Genomic DNA, 22685 nt, shown 5'->3' on the forward strand with positions numbered 1-22685 from the left:
GCCGCTATTGTGCTGCGAATGGCGAGGGCACCGGCTGCTGGCGAGGTTCTGCCGCCGCAGGGCCCAGCAGGCCCCTGGGGAGGTCCTTGCCCTGGGCTGTGAGCTGTGCCGCCAGGCCTTGCGCAATGGCCTCGGCGCGTGCCCGGCCCTGGGCCACCTGCCCGGGCGGCAGGCGGGCCTCTTCGCGCTGCATGAAGTCGGCCAGATGTTGCGGGCTGCGCGCCATCCGGGCCAGCAGGATGCGGTAGGCATGGCCTTCCACGGGGTCATGGATGGCAGGGGCAGCCGGCACGCTGGGGCCCGCGTCATAGAGCCATGCCAGGGTGCTCACGGCCAGAAAGGGCTCCCCGATCAGGGCCTGCTGCGCATAGCCCAGCACCTCCCGGTACCAGGCGGCCAATTGCTCGTCGCTCTGGGGTACCCCCGCAAACCCTTCGGGCCCATGGCGGCCGGTGGGCCCCACGTACTGGAAGTGCAGCTGTGCGTCCACATTGCCGGCGCGCGCGTGCAGGCGCAGGATCCCGGTGCGCAAGGCATAGTCTGTGTCCGACAGCCGCGCGCACAGCGCCGTGGCCTGGGCATGCCGAGCATCGAGCTCCTTGAGGCGGGCCGCCGATGCGGTGCCCTGGGAGCGGCCCTCCCACAGCTGTCTTGGCAGGTCGCCGCTGTACTCGCAATAGCTCAGTGCGACCAGCATCTCCACGTCGGCGTCGATGCCCGCTACCGAGGGGCCGGGGTAGCTGCGCAGCATCTCCCACACGGGGCGTGCGGGGGGCATGAAGGCGGCCGACATCGTGCTGAAGCGGCTGGGGGGCCGCTGCGCGGCCGGCGCTCCCGAAGCCGCTGCGGGCGCGCTGGCAGCGCCCAGTTGGGGGTCCCACGGGAAATCCGTGGCCTGGGGCGCCGCAGCACTGGCCGCAGGGCCGTCCCTGGATGCAGTGCCGGCTTTCGGTGCGCCAGCGAGCCTCTCGATCCAGAGCGTGCTGGTGACCAGCGCAACGACAACGATGGCGCCCAGCGCCCAACCCCACCCACCGAGGCGCCCGGGCTTGGAGCGGGGTGGATGGGCCGTCACGCAGCCAGTCTGCACAACGGGGCAGTGCCCCTCGTCCATGCCAGAGAAATGGCGCGAATCAGAACTGGTAGTTCACGCTGACCAGCAGGCTGCGCGGAGCACCCGGCATGGCGTCGGCACGCCAGTATTCCTTGTCCAGCAGGTTGGAGATGGCGGCCGTGGCCGTCCACACGCCCTGGCGCCAGCCCACCAGCGCATCCCAGCGGGTATAGCCGGGCACGCGCGAGGTGTTGGCGGTATTGAGCCAGCGCGCGCTGGTGTGCGTGGCACCGATTTCCGCGTACCACGGGCCTTGCGGCGCATAGCGCACGAAGAAGTTGCCGTTGCGCAGGGCGGTGTCCACCAGGTACTTGCCGACCAATGCGGGCTGCAGCTTGTCCTCCGTGACCTTGGCGCTGGTCACGCCCACGCCGCCGCGCACGTACCACGACGAAGCCACGCGGCCCGCCGCGCTGAACTCGATGCCGCGCGAGCGCTCCTTGCCGCGCACGGCCCAGGTGAAGGGGTCGTTGACCGCGTCGGGGCGGTAGCGGATGTTGGCGTGTTCGAGCTGGTACACCGACAGCTGGGTCGAGAGCGCGCCGTTCAGCCAGTCGCTCTTGACGCCCACCTCGACCTGGCGCGAGTGCTGGGGCTCGTCGTCGTAGACGGCGGTGGGCGAGACATCCACGCTGATCATGCCGCGCCCGCCGTAGGGCGAGTAGCTCTTGTTCCACGAGGCGTACAGGCTGTGCTCGCGCACCGGCTGCCAGACCACGCCCAGGCGCGGGCTCACCGAGTCACCGTCGTAGCCACGGCCCACATTGGTCAGCAGGTTGGTGCTGTTGAAGTCGAAGCGGTCATAGCGCAGGCCGGCCAGCAGCTTCCACTCGGGCGTGAGGCTGATGAGGTCCTGCACGTACAGGGCCTGGCCCTCGGCCTTGTGCAGGTTGTGCTGGGTCGGGTTGCCCTGGGCCGGCTTGGCGCCCCAGGCGATGGGCTGCAGCGGGTCGTAGCTGAAGGTGGAGGCCGGTTGGCCGATGCGCGGATGGCGCTTTTCCTCGCTCACTTCCACACCGACCAGCACCTCGTGCTGGATGCCGCCGGTGCTGAACTTGCCCATCAGGTCGACGGTGTTGGACAGGGTCTCGTTGGCCGTCTGCTGCCAGGCGTAGTTCGGCCGCACCTGGCCGCGCCAGGTGCAGGCAGCGCCCGCGGAGGTCTGGCCCGCCGTGTTGCAGTAGGTGCCGGCGAAGTAGTGATCGAAGTCTTGGCTGGCCTCGCGCTTGCTGGCCACCCAGCGCACGCTCCAGGCCTTGTTGAAGTCGTAGGACAGGTCCGAGCGCAGCACGCGCAGGCGGTCTTCCACATGGTCGCCGGGGTGGGCAAAGCCCTTGCGAATGGAGACACCGGGCGGCAGCTGGTCGTAGACCGGGCCGCGGTCGGGCACGCGCCAGATGTTGTCGTAGGTGTACTGACCCGTCCAGCGCAGGCCGGTGCGGGTGTCCACCAGGATGCTGGGCGAGACCATCTCGTTCTTGTTGCGGATGCCGCTGCGAAAGCTGTCGGCCTGCTCACGGTCGGCCGTCAGGCGCACGGCCACGTGGTTGTTGATGACCTTGTTGATGTCGAGCGTGCCACCGTAGTTGTCCCACGAGCCGCCGCGCAGGGTGACGCTGCTCTTGGCATCGAAGCGCGCCTGCTTGCTCACCAGGTTCACGATGCCGCCGCCGCTGCTGCGGCCGTAGAGCACCGAGGCCGGGCCCTTGAGGATCTCGATGCGCTCCACGTTGGCCGTGCTGCGGCGCACCTGGCCCGACTCGCGCACGCCGTCGCGGTAGATGTCGCCCGAGTCGGCGTTGAAGCCGCGGATCATCACGCCCTCGCCGCGCATGTCGTACTTGGTGTTCACGCCGGGCACGCCGTCGAGCATGACGGCCAGGTCGTTGATGCCGTAGCTCTTGTACTTGTTGACTTCGAGCGTATCGATGGTCTGCGGGATGTCGCGCGGCGCCATGTAGGTCTTGGTGGCCGTGGTGACGCCCTCGGGGCGCACGTCGTCGGCGTCGTACTGCGAGCCGGTCACCTGCACGGCGGGCAGGGCAGCATCGGCCTGGGCCCAGGCCTGGGAGGTGCCCAGCACGGCCAGCAGGCTGGCCGCGGCGGTGGCCGTCAAATGAAAACGGGCAGCCTTGGTGCTGCCCGCATGGTTCTTGTTCGCCATGTGTACTCCAGTGGGTCGAACACGGCCCCTCCGGCCGCACCCGTTAACAGAAAGTACACATTTTAATACAAACGATAATTATTCTTATTCATCCCTTTACATTCCCAAGGACAAGCGCCTGCATGCCCTGGGCAGGGCCGGTCTCCAGCACCACCGCCACCCTCAATGGATGGCCGCAGCGACGATGATGCTGATGCCCAGGCACATGGCGGCCACCACGACGCCCAGCGCCACGTTCTGCTTCTCGACGATCTCGCCCCACAGGTCGTAGGGGGTGATCTTGTCGACGATGACAAAGCACAGCCAGAAGATGACGACGCCGATCAGCGCGTACAGGATGGACCCGAGGAACGCCGCGGGCTTGAGCCATTCGATTCCCATCATGGTGGAAGCTCCTTGATAAATTACTTGTGCCCGCCGCCGCCGCTGGAATAGCCGCCGAACGAGCCGCCCGAACTGCGGTAACCGCTGCCGGACGACCCGGAACAGTTGCTCAGCAGGATCAGCAGGATGATGATGACGATCGCAATGATGATGATGGTGCCGCAGCCCAGGCCCGATTTGGCCACGAAGGGCCCCGGGTCGTCGCGCTGCAGCACGTCTTTCTTGTCTTCGAGCTTGAAGGCCTTGGCGACGGTGTCGCTGGCCAGCTTGTCGCCCGAGGACCAGGTCACCTCATTGGGTGTCTGCTCCATCGACAGCAGGCCCTTGGCGCTCGCGAAGTCGCGGTTCGAGGTCTTCTGGCCGCGCGTGACCTGCCAGTAGAACTCGCCCAGCACATAGGTGGTCTCGGCCTCGTAGCTGTATTTGAGCTGGTAGGTCGTGCCCAGGTAGGTGGCGCTGCGGCCGCTGGCGGCCATCTGCGGCGCGCCGGTGGTCGGGCGCACCATGCTCCAGCCGTCCTCGGCATCGACCAGGAAGGCGAAGCCGCGCTTCTGGTTGTAGAGCAGGTACTCGCTCCAGCCGAAGTGCTCGTCGTCGCCGGGCTCCACGCCCATGCGGTGCTGGAAGCCCACCACCTGCCAGTGCACGCCCTGCAACTGGCCCTTGCTGCCCAGCGGGATGATGGGGCGCACCGGCTCGTCCTGCTCGGCCGAGCGCAGCTCGCCACCCACGCCACTGTCCAGCGAGATGATGCTCGCGCACGATCCGCAGGTGACGCTCTTGGTGCTGGACAACTGCACCTGCACCGGTGCACCGCAGTGCGGGCAGTTGAACTGGCGGCCTTTCTCGTCCTTGGCCGATTCGTCCTTCAGGCCGGTGAGCTTGAGGTCCTCGAGCAGCACGGCGCGGCCGCGCTCCAGATGCGGCGGCGTGTGGCCGTAGTCGATGCTGAGCACCTCGCCATCGGCGCTGCGCAGCTCGACCATGTCGAAGGGCTGGCCGATGGGCGGCAGCTTGGGCAGCTCGCCCTGGGCCGAGATCAGCGTGGCGCTGCCGCTGAAGGCGACGGAATACGACTTGCCGGAAATGGCCGTCGTCGCGCCGATGCGAAAGCGGCTGGCCTCGGGCAGCTGGCGCCCGGCCTCCATGGGCCGCGTGAAGACGTAGGCGCCGTTGTCCTCGCCCAGGCTGGCCAGGGTCCCGTCCTGCAGGAAGGCCGACCACTCGGTCCACACACCCGCCTCGGTCCTGTACTGCAGCCGGCCGATCAGCGTGAAAGGGATGTCCTTGCCATCGAGCTCGATGCGCCCGCTGGCCATGAGCTGCAGCGGGCTGTGGTCGTCGAACAGCTCGGCCATCTTGCCCACGCGCTGCAGCACGTCGCCGCTGCGCACCACGGTGCTCTGGCAGTAGCCGCAGACGGCGTGGGTGGACTGCGCGCTGCGGAATTCAACCGGCGCGCCGCAGCCCGGACAGGGCGCACGGTAGGAACGCTGTGTAGGGTCAGTGGCCATTCGGGCGTTGCCAAGGGCGGCCGGGTGCGGCAGAGCAGGGGCCCGTCAGCCCGCTGCCGCCCGCACCCGAGGCGCCGGTAGCGAAGGTAGGTTGCGCCAGCCTCAGATCAGCTTCTTGAGCAGCTCGGACTTCTTGGCGTCGAACTCCTCCTGCGTGAGGATGCCCTTGGACTTGAGTTCGCCGAGCTTCTCGAGCGTGGCCATCACGTCCTCGGGCTTGACGCCGGAGGACACGGCAGCCGCCGCCGCGGCAGCCGGTGCCGCATTGCCGCCACCCTGCAGGCCCTGCTGCAGGTTCTGCGCCATCACCTGGCCCAGCGCCACGCCGGCCCCCAGGCCCATGGCATCGCCCGCGATGCCGCTGCCGCCACCGCTGTTCTCGGCGAACTTGGGGATGGCCTGGGCCGTCTGGTACTGCATGAACTTGGCCATGTCGTTGCCGACCATGCCCATGCCGATCTTCTGGTCGAGGATCTTCTGCAGCTCTTCGGGCAGCGAGACGTTCTGCACCGTGAGGTTCTCGATCAGGAGGCCGAGCTTGGCGAAGATCGGCGCGAGTTCCTTGGTCAGCGCATCGGCGAACATGACCTGGTTGGCCGCCAGGTCCAGGAAGGGCAGGCCGCTGCCGGCAATCGCGTTGCTGATGTTCTGCAGCACCAGGCCGCGCAGCTGGCCTTCGAGGTCGCCCACAGGATAGACATCGCGCGTGCCCGAAATCTCGGTGTGGAACAGCTTGGGGTCGGCAATGCGGAAGGCGTAGTTGCCGAAGGCGCGCAGGCGCACCGCACCGAAGTCCTTGTCGCGGATGGTGATGGGCTGGGGCGTGCCCCACTTCTGGTCGATCTGCTGGCGCGTGCTGAAGAAGTAGACATCGCTCTTGAAGGGCGACTCGAAGAGCTTGTCCCAGTTCTTCAGGTAGGTCAGCACCGGCAGCGTCTGCGTGGTGAGCTTGTAGGTGCCGGGGCCGAAGACGTCGGCCACCTTGCCTTCATTGACGAACACCGCCGTCTGCGACTCGCGCACCACCAGCGTGCCGCCATTCTGGATTTCCATGCCGCTCATGGGGAAGCGCCAGGCAAGCGTGCCGTCGCCGTCCTCGGTCCACTGGAGGACGTCGATGAACTGTTTCTTGATGAAGTCCATGAGGGCCATGTCTGCTCCCTAGTGCGTTGCCGCAGTTGAAAAGATGTCCATCATAGCAACGGGGTTGGCGCCGCCAAGGGCAAATTTTTTCCCCACTGCGTGACGGAATTAACGGGGTGGCTGGGCAGTAGGCAAAGCCCGGTCATCAATAGTTTCAATGCTGGAGCTAGCCGAACTCAATTGGTCATGGCTATTGAGAAACCCTACCATTCCATGACCGGTGCCCCAGGGCGCCTGCCGCAGAAAGAAAGGAATCCACCATGGCCCGCCTCCGCCAGATCGCCCAGCAGAACAAGACCATGCTCATGAAGACCGGCAGCTACTACCTGATCCACATCAGCGTGGCCGCCATGGTGGCCTATGCCGTCACGGGCAACCTCTGGGCATCGATCACACTGAGCCTGCTCGAACCCACGGTGCAGGCCGTGGCCTTCTTCTTCCACGAGAAGGCCTGGGACCGTGCCGCACGCCGCCGCGAGGCCAGTGCTGACGGCGCCATCCCTGCAGGCGCCTGACAAGCATGCGCAGGCACTTTGCCCGGTGGGCGCAACAGGTACTGGCCGCCTACGCCCTGGCGCACTGAAGCGCCGGGCTCAATGCCCGGCGAAGTCGACCAGGGTGAACAGCGGCAGGCCCGATTCCTTGAGCCGCTGCGAGCCACCAAGTTCGGGCAGGTCGACGATGGCCGCGCCCTCGGTCACCGTGGCGCCGAGCTTCTCGAGCAGGCGCCGGCCGGCCATCATGGTGCCGCCGGTGGCGATGAGGTCGTCGATCAGCAGCACGCGGTCGCCGGGTTTCACGGCATCGGTGTGCAGCTCCACCGTGGCGCTGCCGTATTCGAGCTCGTAGGTCTCCTCCACCGTGGTGAAGGGCAGCTTGCCCTTCTTGCGGATCGGCACGAAGCCCACGTTGAGTTCATAGGCCACCACGGCGCCCAGGATGAAGCCGCGCGCATCGAGCCCGGCCACCACGTCGGGGCGCAGGGCCTTGTCCATGTAGCGGTGCACGAAGGCATCGATCAGCACGCGAAAGACCTTGGGGTCCTGCAGCAGCGGCGTGATGTCGCGGAACTGCACGCCGGGTGCCGGCCAGTCGGGCACGGTGCGGATGTGCTGGCGCAGGTACTGGTTGACGCTGAGGGGCTGCATGGGGTGTGGGGTGGATGGCACAAAGGGTGCGAGTGTAAACACCAGCCCCCCGGGGTTGGCGGGCCGCAAGCCCCGAATGCTGACCCATAATGGGTCATCGTTACCCCTGCGGTATGCAGGCTGCCATTCCTTGCCTGGAAAAACCAGATCGGCCATGCCCATCTCCGTCCTGTTGATCGAAGACGACCGGGAGCACGCACGGGCCTTGGTCGAGGCCTTGGTGGACCCCTGGCTGGGCTGGCGGGTCGAGGTGGCACCCTCGCTGGCACAGGCCCAGGCATGGCTGCAGGACCACACCCCTGACATCCTGCTGGTCTGCCAGCATTTCGAGGACGGCTCGGCCTACGACGTGCTCGAGCGCATGGGGCGCATCCCGGCCTTGATCATCGTCGACGCTGGGGCCGACGCGCAGGCGGCGCACGCCATGCGCCATGGCTTTGCCGACTTCACCATCCGCGATCCCGGCTGCAACTACCTGCTGGCCCTGCCCGCGCAGATCGAGGCTGTGCTCGAGCGCAGCAGCAGCGTGCGCGCCCGGCGCGCCGCCGAGGCCATGCTGGCGCGCCAGCACCGCCTGCTGCAGGCGATCTCGCGCGCGCAGGCCGTGTTCATTGCCAGCTCGGCACCGCGCGCGGCGTTCGACGCGCTGCTGCACGAGCTCATGGAGCTGACCGGCAGCCGGTTCGGGCTGGTCGGCCAGGTGCAGCGCACGGCCGAGGGCCGGCCCTTCCTGCGCATGCACTCCGTGACCGACCTGGAATGGGACGAGGCCACGCGTGCGCGCCACACCCGGGACGCGGAGGAGGGCCGGGTCTTCGACGACCTCGACTCCCTGCCCGGCCAGGCGATGCAGACCGAAAAGCCGGTGATCGTCCACAACGCGGCAGGCGACCCCCGCAGCGCCGGCATGCCGCCCGGGCATGCGCCCGTGGTCTCCTACCTGGGCCTGCCCATCCTGGCCTCGGGTGAGCTCGTCGCCGTGGTGGGCCTGGCCAACCGGCCCGAGGGCTACACCACGGCCGACGTGCAGTTCCTGCAGCCGCTGCTGAGCACCGTGGGCCAACTGGAGCTGGCGCGCCGCGCCGAACTGGCGCGCCGTCAGGTGGAGGAAGAGCTGGCGCGCACCAGCGAGCTGCTGGCCGAAAAAACCCGGGCGCTGCAGAGCACGCTGGCCAGCGTGTCGCAAGGCATCACCAAGGTCGATGGCGAGGGCCGCATCCGCGTCTACAACCAGCGTTACCTGGAGCTCTTGAACCTGCCGGATGAACTGCTCGCGGGCGAGCCGCGGGTGGAGGAGGTGGTGCGCTTCCAGACCGAGCGCGGGGACTTCGGTACCAGTTTTCAGCTGATCGAATCCAAGGCGCGGGACTATGTGGGCGCCGAGTACGCCGCGCATGGCGGCAAGCTGACCATGCCGGACAGCTACATCCGGCGCACGGTCACCGGCCGCTTCATCGAGGTGCGCACACGCCCGCTGGAAGACGGCGGCCGCGTGCGCACCTTCACCGACGTGACCGACTACCTGGGTGCGCTGGAGGCCCTGCGCGAGAGCGAGGCCCGCTGGCGCAGCCTCACGCAGCTGTCCTCCGACTGGTACTGGGAGCAGGATGCCGAGTTCCGCTTCGTGCGCATCGAGGGCAGCCCGCAGAACAAGATGGACCTGCCCGACGACCAGCTCTTCGGGCTCACGCGCTGGGAGCTGCCCAACACCTTCGCCGACGAGGGCCAGTGGCGCGCGCACCGCGAGCAGCTCGCGCAGCGCCAGGTGTTCCGCAATTTCGAGATCCAGCGCATGTCGGCGCAGGGCGAACCGATCTGGGTGTCCATCAGCGGCGAGCCGATCTTCAATGCCGAGGGCGAGTTCACGGGCTACCGCGGGCTGGCCCGAGACATCACGGAGCGCAAGCGCGCCGAGGCCGAGATCCAGCGCCTGGCCTTCTACGACGAACTGACCAAGCTGCCCAACCGGCGCCTGCTGCTGGACCGGCTGGAGCGCGTGGCGACGGCCTGCGAGCGCGACGGCCAGCATGGCGCCCTGCTGTTCCTGGACCTGGACAACTTCAAGGGCATCAACGACACCATGGGCCATGAGTGGGGCGACCGCCTGCTGGTGCAGGTGGGCACCCGCCTGCGTGCCAGCGTGCGCGCCACCGACACCGTGGCGCGCCTGGGGGGCGACGAGTTCGTGGTGGTGCTGCAGGGCCTGAGCAGTGAGGAGACCGGGGCCGCCGTCGAATCGGAGGCCGTGGCGCAGAAGGTGCTGCAAGCCCTCAACGAGCCTTACGACATGGATGGCAGCGAACTGCACAGCACGCCCAGCATCGGCATCGCGCTGTTCCACGACCGGGAGCAGCCCGTCAACGAACTGCTCAAGCGGGCCGACCTGGCGATGTACCAGGCCAAGGCCCAGGGGCGCAATACGCTGTGCTTCTTCGACCCCGCCATGCAGGCGGCAGCCACCGCGCGCTCGGCGCTGGAGGGCGACATCCGCCAGGGCATACAGCGCAACGAGTTCTTGCTGCACTACCAGCCCGTGGTCAACGCCGCAGGCCAGGTCATGGGCGCCGAGGCCCTGGTGCGCTGGCAGCACCCGCAGCGCGGCATGGTGCCGCCGGGGCAGTTCATCCCGCTGGCCGAGCAGACCGGCCTGATCCTGCCGCTGGGCCAGCGCGTGCTGCACCTGGCCTGCGAGCAGCTGGCACGCTGGAACCGCGAGAGCGCCACCCAGGCATGGACCGTGGCTGTGAACGTGAGCGCGCAGGAGTTCCGCCATACCGAATTCGTGCCCCAGGTGCTGCAGGCGCTCTACACCACGGGTGCCGACCCCGGACGGCTCAAGCTGGAGCTGACTGAAAGCCTGCTGCTCACAGACGTGGAGGAGAGCATCGTGAAGATGCAGGTGCTGCGCAACCTGGGCGTGGGCTTCTCGCTCGATGACTTCGGCACCGGCTACTCCTCGCTGGCCTACCTCAAGCGCCTGCCACTGGACCAGCTCAAGATCGACCAGAGCTTCGTGCGCGACGTGCTCACCGACCCCAACGACGCCGCCATTGCCTGCACCATCGTCGCGCTGGCGCACAGCCTGGGCCTGGACGTGGTGGCAGAAGGGGTGGAGACCGAGGGCCAGCACGACTTCCTGCTGCGCAACGGCTGCCAGCAGTTCCAGGGCTATCTCTTCGGGCGGCCCGGCCCCGCAGAGGCGCTGCAGCCCGGCTGATCCGGCCCGTCAGCCTTTGAGCAACTTGGCTTCGGCCAGGCTCAGCGCCGCGGGGTGGCCCGACAGCACCAGCGTGTCGCCCTCGGCCAGCGCCGCATCGTCCACCGCAGCACTCACATGGCCGTTGGCACGGCGCAGGTTGACCACGCGCACGCCCATGGCGGGCAGGGCCAGCTCGCCCAGCGCCTGGCCCAGGGTCTTGGCGCCCAACGGCAGGGTGACGGTGGCCAGGCGCTCCTGGTCGCGCTCGTTGACGGTGTCGTCGTCGGCCCCGTGGAAGTAGCCGCGCAGCAGGTTGTAGCGCGCATCGCGCTGGTCCTGCACCAGGCGCAGCACGCGGCGCATGGGCACACCGACCAGGGCCAGGGCATGGCTGGCGAGCATCAGCGAGCCTTCTATGGCCTCGGGCACGACCTCGGTCGCGCCGGCATCCCGCAGCTTGTCCAGGTGCAGGTCGTCCTGGGTGCGCACCACCACCGGCACCTGCGGCGCATGGGAGCGGGTGTTGGCCAGCACCTTGAGTGCGGCAGGCACGTCGACGTAGGTCACGGCCACGGCGCTGGCGCGCACCAGCCCGGCCGCCATGAGCGCCTGCAGGCGCGTGGCATCGCCGTAGACGACGGAGTCGCCGGCGGCGGCGGCCTGGCGCACGCGGTCCGGGTCCAGGTCGAGCGCCATGTAGGGGATGCCTTCGTGCTCCAGCATGCGCGCCAGGTTCTGGCCCGAGCGGCCGTAGCCGCAGATGATCACGTGCTTGCTCGAATTGATGGACTTGCGCGCGATGGTCGTCATCTGCAGCGACTGCTGCAGCCAGTCACTGGCCACCAGCTTCATCACGATGCGGTTGGCATACATGATGAGAAAGGGCGTGGCCAGCATGGACAGCACCATGGCCGCGAGGATGGGGTTCATGAGCGCGGGCTGCACCAGGTTGTTGGTCTGGGCCAGCGACAGCAGCACGAAGCCGAACTCGCCGGCCTGCGCCAGGTACAGCCCGGTGCGCAGCGAGATCCCCGTGGTGGCCCCCATGCCGCGCGCCAGCACCAGGATGACCACCAGCTTGAGCGTGATCGGCACCACCAGCAGCGCCAGCACCAGGCCCCAGCGGTCGACCAGGATGTGCCAGTCCAGCATCATGCCGATGGTGATGAAGAACAGCCCGAGCAGCACGTCGTGGAAGGGACGGATGTCGGTGCCCACCTGGTGGCTGTACTCGGTCTCGGAGACCAGCACGCCGGCGATGAAGGCCCCCAGCGCCAGGCTCAGGCCGGCCACCTCGGTCAGCCAGGACAGGCCCAGGGTGATGAGCAGCAGGTTGAGCATGAACAGCTCTTCGCTCTTGCGGCGCGCCACCAGGGTCAGCCACCAGCGCATCACGCGCTGGCCGCCGGTGAGCAGCAGGCCCACCAGCACCGTGGCCTTGAGCAGGGCCCAGGCCAGCGCCACCAGCAGCTTGTCGGGCGAGGAGCCCAGGGCCGGGATCAGCACCAGCAGCGGCACCACGGCCAGGTCCTGGAACAGCAGGATGCCCATGACGTTGCGCCCGTGCTCGCTTTCGAGCTCGGCGCGCTCGGCCATGAGCTTGACCACGATGGCCGTGCTGCTCATGGCCATCACCCCGGACAGGGCCAGGGCGGTCTGCCAGCCCATCTCCCAGACCCCGCCCAGCAACTGGGCCAGGATCAGCGAGCCACCGGTGGCCAGGGTCATGGTCACGACCACCTGCATCAGCCCCAGGCCGAACACCTGGCGGCGCATGGCCCGCAGCTTGGGCAGGCTGAACTCCAGCCCGATGGCGAACATCAGGAACACCACGCCGAATTCGCCCAGGTGGCGCACCCCCTCGGAGTTCTGCGCCAGGGCCAGCGCGTGGGGACCGATCAGCACGCCCGCAGCCAGGTACCCCAGCATGGGCGGCAATTTCAGGCTGCGGCAGACCACCACGCCCAGCACTGCAGCCAGCAGGTAGAGCAGGGTGAGGGCGAGTGAGGACATAGGCTGATGCTATCCGAGCCCGGGCAGGCCGGTCGATAGAATCTCGCGCATGACCGCCGTACTTCCCCCTTTCGATGCCGAGCAGGCCCTGCGCCTGGCCCGTGAAACCTTCGACATCGAAGCCGCCGCCCTGAACGGGCTGGCCGCCCGCGTGGATGCACGCTTTGCCAACGCCGTGCAGATGGCGCTGTCCATCCGCGGCCGCGTGGTCGTGATGGGCATGGGCAAAAGCGGCCATGTGGGCCGCAAGATCGCCGCCACCCTGGCCTCCACCGGCACCCCGGCCTTTTTCGTGCACCCTGGTGAAGCGAGCCATGGCGACCTGGGCATGGTGACCGAGCACGACATGGTGCTGGCCATCTCCAACAGCGGCGAAAGCGGCGAGCTCACGGCCATCCTGCCGGTGCTCAAGCGCCTGGGCGTTCCGCTCCTGGCCCTGACCGGCGGCCTCGATTCCACGCTGGCGCGCCATGCCGACCTGGTGCTCGACTGCAGCGTGGAGCGCGAGGCCTGCCCGCTGAACCTGGCCCCCACGGCCAGCACCACGGCGCAGCTGGCCATGGGCGACGCGCTGGCGGTGGCCCTGCTCGACGCGCGCGGTTTCCGGCCCGAGGATTTCGCGCGCTCGCACCCCGGTGGTGCACTGGGCCGCAAGCTGCTCACGCATGTGAGCGACGTCATGCGCTCGGGCAGCGATGTACCGCGCGTGGCGCCCGAGGCTTCTTTCAGCGAGCTCATGCGCGAGATGAGCGCCAAGGGCCTGGGCGCCTCGGCCGTGGTGGACGCAGCCGGCCAGATCCTGGGCATCTTCACCGACGGCGACCTGCGCCGGCGCATCGAGGCCGGTGCCGACCTGCGCACGGCGACGGCGGCCGAGGTGATGCACCCCTCACCCCGGCGCATTGCGCCGGACGCGCTGGCCGTGGACGCGGCAGAGCTGATGGAAGCCCACGGCATCACCAGCGTGCTGGTGGTGGACGCCACCGGCGCGCTGGTCGGCGTGGTGCACATCGGCGACCTGATGCGCGCCAAGGTGATCTGAGCCATGGCGACCCCCCTTTCCGTGCAACCGGCCCTGAACTTCGCACCCGAGCTGCTGCTGCGCGCCCAGGGCGTGCGCGTGGCGTTCTTCGACGTGGACGGCGTGCTCACCGATGGCAGCCTGCTGTTCACCGACGCCGGCGAAACCATCAAGCGCTTCAACACCCTGGACGGCCACGGCCTCAAGCTGCTGCAGAAGGCCGGCATCACGCCGGCCGTGATCACCGGGCGCGACTCGGCGCCGCTGCGCGTGCGCCTCAAGGCCCTGGGCGTGGAGCATGCGGTCTTCGGCACCGAGGACAAGCGCCCCGCGGCCGAGGCCATCCTGGCCGGGCTGGGCCTGTCCTGGGCGCAGGCCGCCGCCATGGGCGACGACTGGCCCGACCTGCCGGTGATGCGCCGCAGCGCGCTGGCCTGCGCCCCGGCCAACGCCCAGATCGAGGTGCGCCAGAACGCCCACTACGTGACCGCCGCCCGCGGCGGCGATGGCGCTGCGCGTGAACTGTGCGACCTGCTGCTGGTGGCCACCGGCCACTATGCGCGCCTGCTGGCAGACTACACCGCATGACCACCGCCCCGCTTTTCTTTCCCATTGCAGCCACCGAGCTGCGCGCCGGAGGCCGCCCATGAGCCGGCGCCAGATGCTGCGCCAGAGCTGGGAGCGCATCACCCTGTACCTGCCGGTGATGATCATGGGGCTGCTGGCCCTGGGCACCTGGTGGCTGGTGCGCAATGCGCCCATGCCCCTGGCCCCCGCTGCCGAAAAGGCCCGCAGCAACCAGCCCGACTATTCGATGAAGGCGTTTTCGGTCAAGAGCTTCGATGCCAAGGGCCGCCTGCAGAGCGAGGTGCAGGGCGACCTGGCGCGCCACTTCCCGGACACGGACACGCTGGAGATCGACCATGCGCGCATGCGCTCGGTGGCACTCGATGGGCGCCTGACCCTGGCCACCGCCAACCGGGCCCTGAGCAATGCCGACGGCAGCGAAGTGCAGCTCTTCGGCAATGCCATCGTCACGCGCGAGCCGCTGCCCGCCCGCCCCGGCGTGGCCGCCCAGCCGCGCATGGAGTTCCGCAGCGAGTTCCTGCATGCCTACACCCAGACCGAGCGTGTGCGCTCGGACAAGCCGGTGGTGCTGACGCGGGGCAATGACCGCTTCACGGCCGACGGCATGGACTACGACCACCTCGACCAGGTGCTGCAGCTGCGTGGACGCGTCAAGGGCGTGCTCGTCCCCGGCGCCTCCAAGTAAAAGAGCAACCGGCGCCGGCCGGCGCATTCCACCCCACCACCAAGGCCCCCATGACCCTGCAGCAGCGACCCTCACTGGCCTTCATCACCGGCGCCTCCAGCGGCATCGGCCAGGCCCTGGCCCTGCGCTTTCACCAGGCCGGCTACCGCCTGGCGCTGGTGGCGCGCCGCACCGAGGAGGTCAAGGCCTGGGCGATCGCACAAGGCATCGACCCCGCGGACTACGAGATCTACGGCGCCGACGTCTCGGTGGTGGACAGCATCGTCGCCGCCGGGCACGACTGCCTCGCGCGCCAGGGCACGCCCGACGTGGTGATCGCCAACGCCGGCATCAGCGTCGGCATGGACACGGCGGTGCGGGCCGACATCGACGTCATGGCCCGCACCTTCGCCACCAACAACATCGGCATGGCCGCCACCTTCCACCCCTTCGTCGGTGCCATGGTGCAGCGCCAAAGCGGCACCTTCGTGGGCATCGGCAGCGTGGCCGGCATCCGCGGGTTGCCCGGGCACGGTGCCTACTGCGGCAGCAAGGCGGCGGTCATCAGCTATTGCGAAAGCCTGCGCGGCGAAATGCGGCCCCACGGCGTGCGCGTGGTGACCATCTCGCCCGGCTACATCGACACGCCACTGACCCAGGGCAACCGCTACGGCATGCCCTTCCTCATGAAGGCCGAGGATTTTGCCGAGCGCGCCTTCCGCGCCATCACCGCAGGCGTCACCTACCGCGTGATCCCCTGGCAGATGGGCGTGGTGGCCAAGCTCATGCGCCTGCTGCCCAACTGGGTGTTCGACAAGGTCCTTGCTGGGCGTCCGCGCAAGCGCCGAGAGAACGAGTGACAACCCCCTGAGTCGCTTCGCGCCTTCCCCCTTCTCTCGAATGGCTGCGCCATTCGGGAAGGGGGACACCGCCAGCGCGGCGGGGCGGCCCTTGCGCGGCGGTCGCTGGCTTGGATCGTGCGGATTCCGACCGCCCGATGCGGCGCTTCGCGCCATCGAAGATCGCGGCAAAGCCGCGCAAAACATCACGGGCATGAAAAAAGCCCCCGAAGGGGCTTGTCTTGGGTGCGCGCGAGGCGCAGCCGGGTTGCTCAGTAGCCGCTGTTGCCGCCACCACCGTAGCCGCCGCCGCCACCGCTGCGGCCACCGCCGCCGCCGTTGCGCGAGCCGGAGCCGTAGGGGCTGCGGAAACCGCCTTCGCTGCGGCCGCCGCCACCGTAGCCACCACCGCCGCCGCCATCACCGCGACCGCCGCCGTAGCCACCACCGCCACCTTCACGGCCACCGCCGCCGTAGCCGCCGCCACCGCCTTCACGGCCGCCACCACCACCGTAGCCGCCGCCACCGCTGCGGCCACCGCCGCCGCCATAGCCGCCACCACCCCCACCACCGCCGCCAAAGCCACCGCTGCGGGGAGGACGGGGTTCCATGGGACGTGCTTCGTTCACCACGATGCTGCGGCCGCCGAGGGGCTGGCCGTTCATGCCGTTGATGGCAGCCTGGGCTTCTGGGTCGCTGCCCATTTCAACAAACCCGAAACCCTTGGAGCGGCCGGTGTCGCGCTCCATCATCACTTTGGCACTGGTCACTGCGCCAAATTGGCCAAAGGCCTGCTCCAGATCGCTATCGCGTACCGAGTACGGCAAATTGCCAACGTACAGTTTGTTGCCCATCGAGGGACTCCTCAAAAACACATGGATAAAGCGATGGAGTCCCGATACCGCAGCCAGCTAATCTCAATGACGCTCTCAGCGCGAAACTGACGGATCACCGCAAACTTGAGACGGGCAAAACCCGCCAAGCCATTATGCGCCACAAATTTCCCAAAAAAGCAAGCCTCATGGTCTGGCGGGGTACGGTGTGGTGGCATGGTGACAAATGCCACAGCGAGGGAAGAAATGGGCTCTCGCAGGCCCCGGCGGGCATAAAAAAAGGAGCCCGAAGGCTCCTTGTTTTTGTCGTCAGCAGGCCAGGCCTGCCGGGACGGGTGTGCGCTGCTTAGTAGCTGCCACGGCCACCGCCGTAACCACCACCGCCGCCGCCGCCGGAACGGCCACCGCCGTAACCGCCGCCGCCGCCACCACCGTAGCCGCCGCCACCACCACCGCCGCCACCGAAGCCACCGCTACGGGGAGCGCGGGGCTCCATGGGACGGGCTTCGTTGACCACGAGGTCACGGCCGCCGAAATTCTGGCCATGCACGCCTTGGATGGCGGCTTGTGCTTCGGCATCGCTGCCCATTTCGACAAAGCCGAAACCCTTGGAACGGCCGGTGTCACGCTCCATCATGACCTTGGCGCTGCCAACCGAGCCGTACTGGCTGAAGGTTTGCTGCAGGTCTTCGTCGCGGAAGCTGTAGGGCAGGTTGCCCACGTAAAGTTTGTTGCCCATGAAAGGACTCCTGAAAAAACATGAAAACGCGATGGAGCCCGACGCAATCAACAAACCTGTGACGACTTCAAAGACGCGAAACTGACCAATCACCGCTAACCATCTGCCTTGCTGCTGGGCAGTAAGGCGAACCCATTATCAATCACTTTATGCGGCTTGTGGGGTTTTATTTCAGCAAGGGCAAACCCGAACTGCCTTTTGTCAACCGCCCGCGGCATCGGGTTTCTCCCTAGACTTTCCAATATTCGTATACAATTGCGGCGTCTTTGGGGAGTAGCCCGTCCGGTCGTTCCATGCGCCGGGGGCATGCGTCAACACACTTGGGTTCCTTGCAACCCATGGCGCATGCGGTTTTTCATTCTTTCTTGAATGAGCTGGGCAAGACCATTGACTGCATGCCGATCCAATGGCCGGAGTCGGGGTGCAGTCAATGCGTTCGCACAACAATCCGGCCGGATTGACCCCACCCCATGGAAGCCTTCTTCGTTTCGACCGCCCTCGTCGCCCTTGCCGAGATGGGCGACAAGACCCAACTGCTGGCGCTGGTACTCGCCGCCCGTTTCCGCAAACCCTGGCCCATCGTCCTCGGGATCCTGGTCGCCACGCTGGCCAACCACGGCCTGGCCGGCGCACTCGGCGCCTGGGTCACCACCATGCTGGGCCCGCAGATGCTGCGCTGGATCCTGGGCGCCTCCTTCATCGCCATGGCCATCTGGATGCTGATCCCGGACAAGCTCGACGAAGAGGAAACCGGGGGAGCCCCGCGCTGGGGGGTCTTCGGCACCACGCTGATCACCTTCTTCCTGGCCGAGATGGGCGACAAGACCCAGATCGCCACCGTGATGCTGGCGGCACAGTACAACGCCTACCTCTGGGTGGTGACGGGCACCACGCTCGGCATGATGCTGGCCAACGCCCCCGTGGTGTGGCTGGGCGAGCGCATCACGCGGCGCGTGCCCATCAAGGCGGTGCACATGGTGTCGGCCGGCATCTTCCTGGTGCTCGGCGCCATCGCACTGTTCGCACCGGTGAGCTGACTCCCCCTGAGTCGCTTCGCGCCTTCCCCCATAGGGGGACGCCACCCACGGCCTGCGTGCGGCGCGCAGGCCCGTTGGTCACCGGCGTGCGGCCGGCGCCCGCCTTTGGTATAGTCGTACCTGCGCCGATTTGCCATAGCTTGCGGGCGCTTTATAAATTCTGCTAAAGACCCGACCGACACCCAAACCCCGGCCTCGTTTTTAGCGATGCCGGGTTTTTTGTTTATGTCGTTCATTGCCACACCCCAGTCCATGCATTTCGAGGAGGCGCTGCCGCTGCAGAGCGGCGCCTCCATCCGCGACTACGTGCTGGCCTACGAGACCTACGGCACGCTCAACGCCGAGCGCTCCAATGCCGTGCTCGTCTGCCACGCGCTCAACGCCTCGCACCATGTGGCCGGCGTCTATGAAGGCCAGCCGCGCAGCGAGGGCTGGTGGGACAACATGATCGGCCCGGGCAAGCCGGTGGACACCAACCGCTTCTTCGTGATCGGGGTGAACAACCTGGGCTCGTGCTTCGGCTCGACCGGGCCCATGCACACCCACCCGGACACGGGCGAGGTCTATGGCGCCGACTTCCCGGTGGTGACGGTGGAAGACTGGGTCAATGCCCAGGCCCGCCTGCTCGACCGCCTGGGCATCACCCAGCTGGCCGCCGTGCTCGGTGGCAGCCTGGGTGGCATGCAGGCCCTGGGCTGGACGCTGCAGTACCCGGATCGCATGCGCCATGCCGTGGTGGTGGCCAGCGCCCCCAACCTCACGGCCGAGAACATCGCCTTCAACGAGGTGGCGCGCCGCGCCATCGTGACCGACCCGGACTTCCACGGCGGCCACTTCTACCGCCACGGCGTGATCCCGCAGCGCGGCCTGCGCATCGCGCGCATGATCGGCCACATCACCTACCTGAGCGACGACGTGATGAACGAGAAGTTCGGGCGCCAGCTGCGCGAGGGCCTCACGCCCAAATACAGTACACAGGACATCGAGTTCCAGATCGAGAGCTATCTGCGCTACCAGGGCGACAAGTTCAGCGAGTACTTCGACGCCAACACCTACCTGCTGATCACGCGCGCGCTCGACTACTTCGACCCGGCGCTGCAGTACGGCGGCAGCCTCACGCAGGCGCTGGCCCGCGCCACGGCGAAGTTCCTGCTCATCAGCTTCACCACCGACTGGCGCTTCTCGCCCCAGCGCAGCCGCGAAATCGTCAAGGCCCTGCTCGACAACCGCCGCCGCGTGAGCTATGCCGAGATCGACGCGCCGCACGGGCACGACGCCTTCCTGCTCGACGACCCCCGCTACATGGACACCATGCGCTCGTATTTCGACAGCATCGCCAAGGAGGTCCACGCATGACCGAGAAAGCCACCATGGAGGCGCTGGCGCGCCTGGTCCCCACCGGCTCGCGCGTGCTCGACCTGGGCTGTGGCGACGGCGCCATGCTGTCCTACCTGCAGCGCGAACGCAGCTGCAGCGGCTACGGCGTCGAGATCGCCGACGCCAACGTGCTGGCCTGCGTGCGCCGCGGGGTGGACGTGATCCAGCTCAACCTGGACGAAGGCCTGGCCATGTTCGGCGACAACAGCTTCGACGTCGTGCTGCAGATCGACACGCTGCAGCACCTGCGCAATGCCGAGGTGATGCTGCGCGAGACGGCGCGCGTGGGCCGCACCGGCATCGTCGCCTTCCCCAACTTCGCGCACTGGCCCAACCGCCTGTCCATCCTGCGCGGGCGCATGCCCGTCACGCAGCGCCTGCCCTACCAGTGGTACGACACGCCCAACATCCGCGTGGGCACCTACAAGGATTTCGAGGTGCTGGCGCACAAGAACGAGCTGCGCGTGCTCGAATCCTTCGGGCTGCAGGACGGGCGCGAGGTGCGCGTGCTCCCCAACGTGATGGCCGGCACCGCCGTCTTCCACTTCGAGCACGCCTGACGGGCGCCATGCACCTGTCACGCAGGCGGGTTATGGTGGCAGGTTGGCAAACACCACCGCCCCGGAGACCCCCATGCGCCTCGTGCCCCTGAAATCCGCCCTCGCCATCGCCCTGGCCACCCTGGCCCTGGGCGCTGCCGCCCAGCAGGCCTGGCCGCCCACCCCCACGGTGATCGCCCACCGCGGCGCCTCGGCGCTGCGCCCCGAGCACACGCTGGCGGCCTACCAGAAGGCCATCGACGATGGCGCCGACATCATCGAGCCCGACCTGGTGATCACCAAGGACGGGGTGCTGGTGGCCCGGCACGAGAACGCCATCGCCATCCTCAACGCCGACGGCTCGGTGAAGGAAGCCACCACCGACGTGGTCGACCGCCCCGAGTTCGCGGCGCGCAAGGCCACGCGCAGCATCGATGGCCAGGCCATCACCGGCTGGTTCACCGAAGACTTCACGCTGGCCGAGCTCAAGACCTTGCGCGCGCGCGAGCGCATCCCGGCGCAGCGCCCGGCCAACGTGGCCTACAACGGCCAGTTCGAGATCCCCACGCTGCAGGAAGTGATCGACCTGGCCAAGGCCCAGAGCGCCAAGACCGGCCGCACCATCGGCATCTACCCCGAGACCAAGCACCCGACCTACTTCCAGTCCATCGGCCTGCCGCTGGAGGCGCCGCTACTCGCGGTGCTGGAGAAGAACGGCTGGAACCACAAGCAGGCACCGGTGTTCGTGCAGTCCTTCGAGGTGGCCAACCTGCAGGCCATCCGCAAGCTGAGCACCGTGCGCCTGGTGCAGCTGGTCGCGCCCTCGGGCCGGCCCTACGACTTCGTGGCCCAGGGCGCGGCCAACACGCGCAGCTATGCCGACCTGGTCACGGCCGAGGGCCTCAGGCAGGTGGCCAGCTATGCCAACGCCGTCGGCCCCTTCAAGACCCTGGTGGTCCCGGTGAAGGACGGGGTCCTCGGCGAGCCCACTGCGCTCGTGGCCAACGCCCGTGCGGCCGGCCTGTCGGTGCACATCTGGACGCTGCGGCCCGAGAACAGCTTCCTGCCCACCAGCCTGCGCAAGGCCCCGGCCAGCGACGCCACGGCCCGCGGCGACACCATCGCCGAGATCACCGCCTACCTGCGCGCAGGCGTGGACGGTTTCTTCACCGACGACTCGGCCGTGGGCCGCGCCGCCGTGCAGGCGTTCACCGCGAAATAAGCCGTCAGGACGCCGCCACCGTGGCCGGGGTGCGGCCGCCATGCCGCGCGCCCAGGGCGCGGGCCTGTGCCACCCATGCGCCCAGGCGCTTCGCGTCGGCCGTGCGCACCGGCCCGAAGCTGTGCACTTTCACGGGCCGGATGCCGCAGAACTCCAGGATGGCTTTCTTCATCTGGTGGTGGCCCGGCATGCGCGTGACCCAGCGGAAGTACCAGGGTGGCGAATCCATGGTCACCAGCAGCTCGGCCGAGCGACCGGCCAGCAGCTTGTCCCACAGCGACGAACCCTGGCGGTACTTGAAGGCATAGCCGGGCAGCAGGACCCGGTCGATGAAGCCCTTCAAGAGCGCGGGCATGGCGCCCCACCAGATGGGGTAGACCCAGACCAGGTGCTCGGCCCAGGCAATGTCGGCCTGCGCGGCCAGCAGGTCGGGTTCCAGCGGCTGTTCGCCATAGTGGCCGGCATGCAGCAGGGGATCGAAGTGCAGGGTGGAAAGGTCCAGGCGCCGCACTTCGGCGCCAGCGGCCTGCGCGCCCTCGGCGTAAGCGGTCGCCATGCCTGCGCACAGGCTGTTGAGGGCAGGGTGGCCAAGGATGACCAGGATGCGTTGCGCCACGAGAACTCCCGAAAAGTGTTGAGTTCCCCATGCTCACCTTGCCCCACGGGGCAGAGTCAAGCAGCGGGATCAGGCTTTCCGCACAAAGAGCCGTCAGGCGGTGGCGCTGGCGAGGGGGACGAGGTGGCGCAAGGGGCCCACCGGCCCCTGCGGCGCCGCGCAGGCCTGCGGCGCGGCGGGAAGGGCCAGCGCATCGCAGGCATGCAGTTCGGCCTGCAGTGCGGCCAGTTGCCCATCGAGAGCGGCCAGGCGCGCCTGCTCTTGCGCCACCATGGCGCGCCGCTCGGCCAGCAATCCGGCCATGCGCGCCCAGCCGGCGCTCTGGTGCAGGTCGGGCAGGCCGTCGAGCTGCGCCAGGCTGAACCCCAGGCCCTGGGCCTGGCGGATCAGTTGCACACGCGCCACGTCCGCCTCGCCGTAGTGGCGGTAGCTGCCGTCGCGCGCCACCGTGCCCAGCAGCCCGCGTGCCTCGTACAGGCGGATGGCCTTGGGCGTGGTGCCGGTGCGTTGGGCCAGTTCTCCGATGCGCAT

Annotated in this window: 21 protein-coding genes and 1 riboswitch; of the genes, 10 read left to right on the forward strand and 11 right to left on the reverse strand. The window is 68.1% G+C overall.

Features of this window, described 5'->3' with window-relative positions; genetic code table 11:
* Positions 1-4: 4 nt before the first annotated feature.
* From AC07PF_RS05910 to AC07PF_RS05930, 5 genes are all read right to left on the reverse strand, one after another.
* Positions 5-1075 carry a hypothetical protein gene (locus tag AC07PF_RS05910; protein ID WP_494611175.1) on the reverse strand — a complete coding sequence of 357 codons (1071 nt, stop codon included), beginning with the start codon at positions 1073-1075 and terminating at the stop codon, positions 5-7.
* A 58-nt stretch (positions 1076-1133) separates the two neighbouring features.
* Entirely contained in the window at positions 1134-3278 is a 2145-nt protein-coding gene (locus AC07PF_RS05915; RefSeq protein ID WP_494611176.1) for a TonB-dependent receptor, read from the reverse strand.
* Positions 3279-3440: 162 nt separating this feature from the next.
* Positions 3441-3662 carry a DUF350 domain-containing protein gene (locus tag AC07PF_RS05920; RefSeq protein WP_007851022.1) on the reverse strand — a complete coding sequence of 74 codons (222 nt, stop codon included), beginning with the start codon at positions 3660-3662 and terminating at the stop codon, positions 3441-3443.
* Positions 3663-3682: 20 nt separating this feature from the next.
* On the reverse strand, positions 3683-5176 hold the full coding sequence (locus AC07PF_RS05925; RefSeq protein ID WP_494611177.1) for a DUF4178 domain-containing protein: 1494 nt from the start codon (positions 5174-5176) through the stop codon (positions 3683-3685).
* A 102-nt stretch (positions 5177-5278) separates the two neighbouring features.
* Positions 5279-6328 (reverse strand): SPFH domain-containing protein, encoded by a 1050-nt coding sequence (locus AC07PF_RS05930; RefSeq protein ID WP_108016409.1) that lies wholly within the window; start codon positions 6326-6328, stop codon positions 5279-5281.
* A 251-nt stretch (positions 6329-6579) separates the two neighbouring features.
* On the opposite strand from AC07PF_RS05930, the gene AC07PF_RS05935 reads away from it, so the two are divergent.
* Positions 6580-6834: a DUF2061 domain-containing protein gene (locus tag AC07PF_RS05935; protein WP_494603705.1), complete on the forward strand. Its 255-nt coding sequence runs from the start codon at positions 6580-6582 to the stop codon at positions 6832-6834.
* A 78-nt stretch (positions 6835-6912) separates the two neighbouring features.
* Here AC07PF_RS05935 and AC07PF_RS05940 read toward each other — a convergent pair whose 3' ends face one another.
* The gene (locus AC07PF_RS05940; RefSeq protein WP_428003051.1) at positions 6913-7467 is read right to left on the reverse strand and encodes an adenine phosphoribosyltransferase; all 555 of its coding nucleotides are present in this window, start codon (positions 7465-7467) and stop codon (positions 6913-6915) included.
* A gap of 154 nt (positions 7468-7621) precedes the next feature.
* On the opposite strand from AC07PF_RS05940, the gene AC07PF_RS05945 reads away from it, so the two are divergent.
* Complete coding sequence (locus AC07PF_RS05945) at positions 7622-10684, forward strand: bifunctional diguanylate cyclase/phosphodiesterase (protein WP_494611178.1); 3063 nt, start codon at positions 7622-7624, stop codon at positions 10682-10684.
* Between the two features lie 9 nt (positions 10685-10693).
* On the opposite strand, the gene AC07PF_RS05950 is transcribed toward AC07PF_RS05945, so the two are convergent.
* A complete protein-coding gene (locus tag AC07PF_RS05950) occupies positions 10694-12679 on the reverse strand; it encodes a monovalent cation:proton antiporter-2 (CPA2) family protein (RefSeq protein WP_145694040.1) in 1986 nt (661 codons plus the stop codon).
* Positions 12680-12728: 49 nt separating this feature from the next.
* Here AC07PF_RS05950 and AC07PF_RS05955 point away from each other — a divergent pair, with 49 nt between their 5' ends.
* The 4 genes from AC07PF_RS05955 to AC07PF_RS05970 are packed head-to-tail and all read left to right on the forward strand — an operon-like array spanning position 12729 to position 15812.
* Entirely contained in the window at positions 12729-13721 is a 993-nt protein-coding gene (locus AC07PF_RS05955) for a KpsF/GutQ family sugar-phosphate isomerase (protein ID WP_494611179.1), read from the forward strand.
* Between the two features lie 3 nt (positions 13722-13724).
* Positions 13725-14288 carry a KdsC family phosphatase gene (locus AC07PF_RS05960; protein ID WP_007856743.1) on the forward strand — a complete coding sequence of 188 codons (564 nt, stop codon included), beginning with the start codon at positions 13725-13727 and terminating at the stop codon, positions 14286-14288.
* 58 nt (positions 14289-14346) lie between these two features.
* Positions 14347-14973, forward strand: a complete 627-nt coding sequence (gene lptC, locus AC07PF_RS05965) for an LPS export ABC transporter periplasmic protein LptC (RefSeq protein WP_494611180.1) — start codon at positions 14347-14349, stop codon at positions 14971-14973.
* Positions 14974-15023: 50 nt separating this feature from the next.
* Positions 15024-15812, forward strand: a complete 789-nt coding sequence (locus AC07PF_RS05970; RefSeq protein ID WP_494611181.1) for an SDR family oxidoreductase — start codon at positions 15024-15026, stop codon at positions 15810-15812.
* 251 nt (positions 15813-16063) lie between these two features.
* Here AC07PF_RS05970 and rbp (AC07PF_RS05975) read toward each other — a convergent pair whose 3' ends face one another.
* Together rbp (AC07PF_RS05975) and rbp (AC07PF_RS05980) are read right to left on the reverse strand one after the other, a co-directional pair.
* A complete protein-coding gene (gene rbp / locus AC07PF_RS05975; protein WP_494611182.1) occupies positions 16064-16645 on the reverse strand; it encodes an RNA-binding regulator in 582 nt (193 codons plus the stop codon).
* 325 nt (positions 16646-16970) lie between these two features.
* The gene (gene rbp / locus AC07PF_RS05980; protein WP_007852956.1) at positions 16971-17363 is read right to left on the reverse strand and encodes an RNA-binding regulator; all 393 of its coding nucleotides are present in this window, start codon (positions 17361-17363) and stop codon (positions 16971-16973) included.
* Between the two features lie 251 nt (positions 17364-17614).
* Positions 17615-17813, forward strand: a riboswitch (yybP-ykoY riboswitch).
* A gap of 20 nt (positions 17814-17833) precedes the next feature.
* On the opposite strand from rbp (AC07PF_RS05980), the gene AC07PF_RS05985 reads away from it, so the two are divergent.
* The 4 genes from AC07PF_RS05985 (at position 17834) to AC07PF_RS06000 (ending at position 21538) form a co-directional block, all read left to right on the forward strand.
* Positions 17834-18400 (forward strand): TMEM165/GDT1 family protein, encoded by a 567-nt coding sequence (locus AC07PF_RS05985; RefSeq protein WP_007852954.1) that lies wholly within the window; start codon positions 17834-17836, stop codon positions 18398-18400.
* Between the two features lie 225 nt (positions 18401-18625).
* Positions 18626-19756, forward strand: a complete 1131-nt coding sequence (metX, locus tag AC07PF_RS05990) for a homoserine O-succinyltransferase MetX (protein ID WP_035202956.1) — start codon at positions 18626-18628, stop codon at positions 19754-19756.
* The gene (metW, locus tag AC07PF_RS05995) at positions 19753-20337 is read left to right on the forward strand and encodes a methionine biosynthesis protein MetW (RefSeq protein ID WP_494611183.1); all 585 of its coding nucleotides are present in this window, start codon (positions 19753-19755) and stop codon (positions 20335-20337) included. The genes metX and metW overlap by 4 nt, the downstream gene beginning before the upstream one ends.
* A gap of 73 nt (positions 20338-20410) precedes the next feature.
* Positions 20411-21538 carry a glycerophosphodiester phosphodiesterase gene (locus AC07PF_RS06000; RefSeq protein ID WP_494611184.1) on the forward strand — a complete coding sequence of 376 codons (1128 nt, stop codon included), beginning with the start codon at positions 20411-20413 and terminating at the stop codon, positions 21536-21538.
* Between the two features lie 4 nt (positions 21539-21542).
* Here the strand turns inward: AC07PF_RS06000 and AC07PF_RS06005 are convergent, their stop codons facing one another.
* Both AC07PF_RS06005 and AC07PF_RS06010 read right to left on the reverse strand, forming a co-directional pair.
* Positions 21543-22154 carry an NAD(P)H-dependent oxidoreductase gene (locus AC07PF_RS06005; RefSeq protein WP_007852948.1) on the reverse strand — a complete coding sequence of 204 codons (612 nt, stop codon included), beginning with the start codon at positions 22152-22154 and terminating at the stop codon, positions 21543-21545.
* Between the two features lie 93 nt (positions 22155-22247).
* Positions 22248-22685 carry a MerR family transcriptional regulator gene (locus AC07PF_RS06010; RefSeq protein WP_494603683.1) on the reverse strand — a complete coding sequence of 146 codons (438 nt, stop codon included), beginning with the start codon at positions 22683-22685 and terminating at the stop codon, positions 22248-22250.

It is taken from the genome of Acidovorax sp. GW821-FHT10A04 (assembly GCF_059415825.1).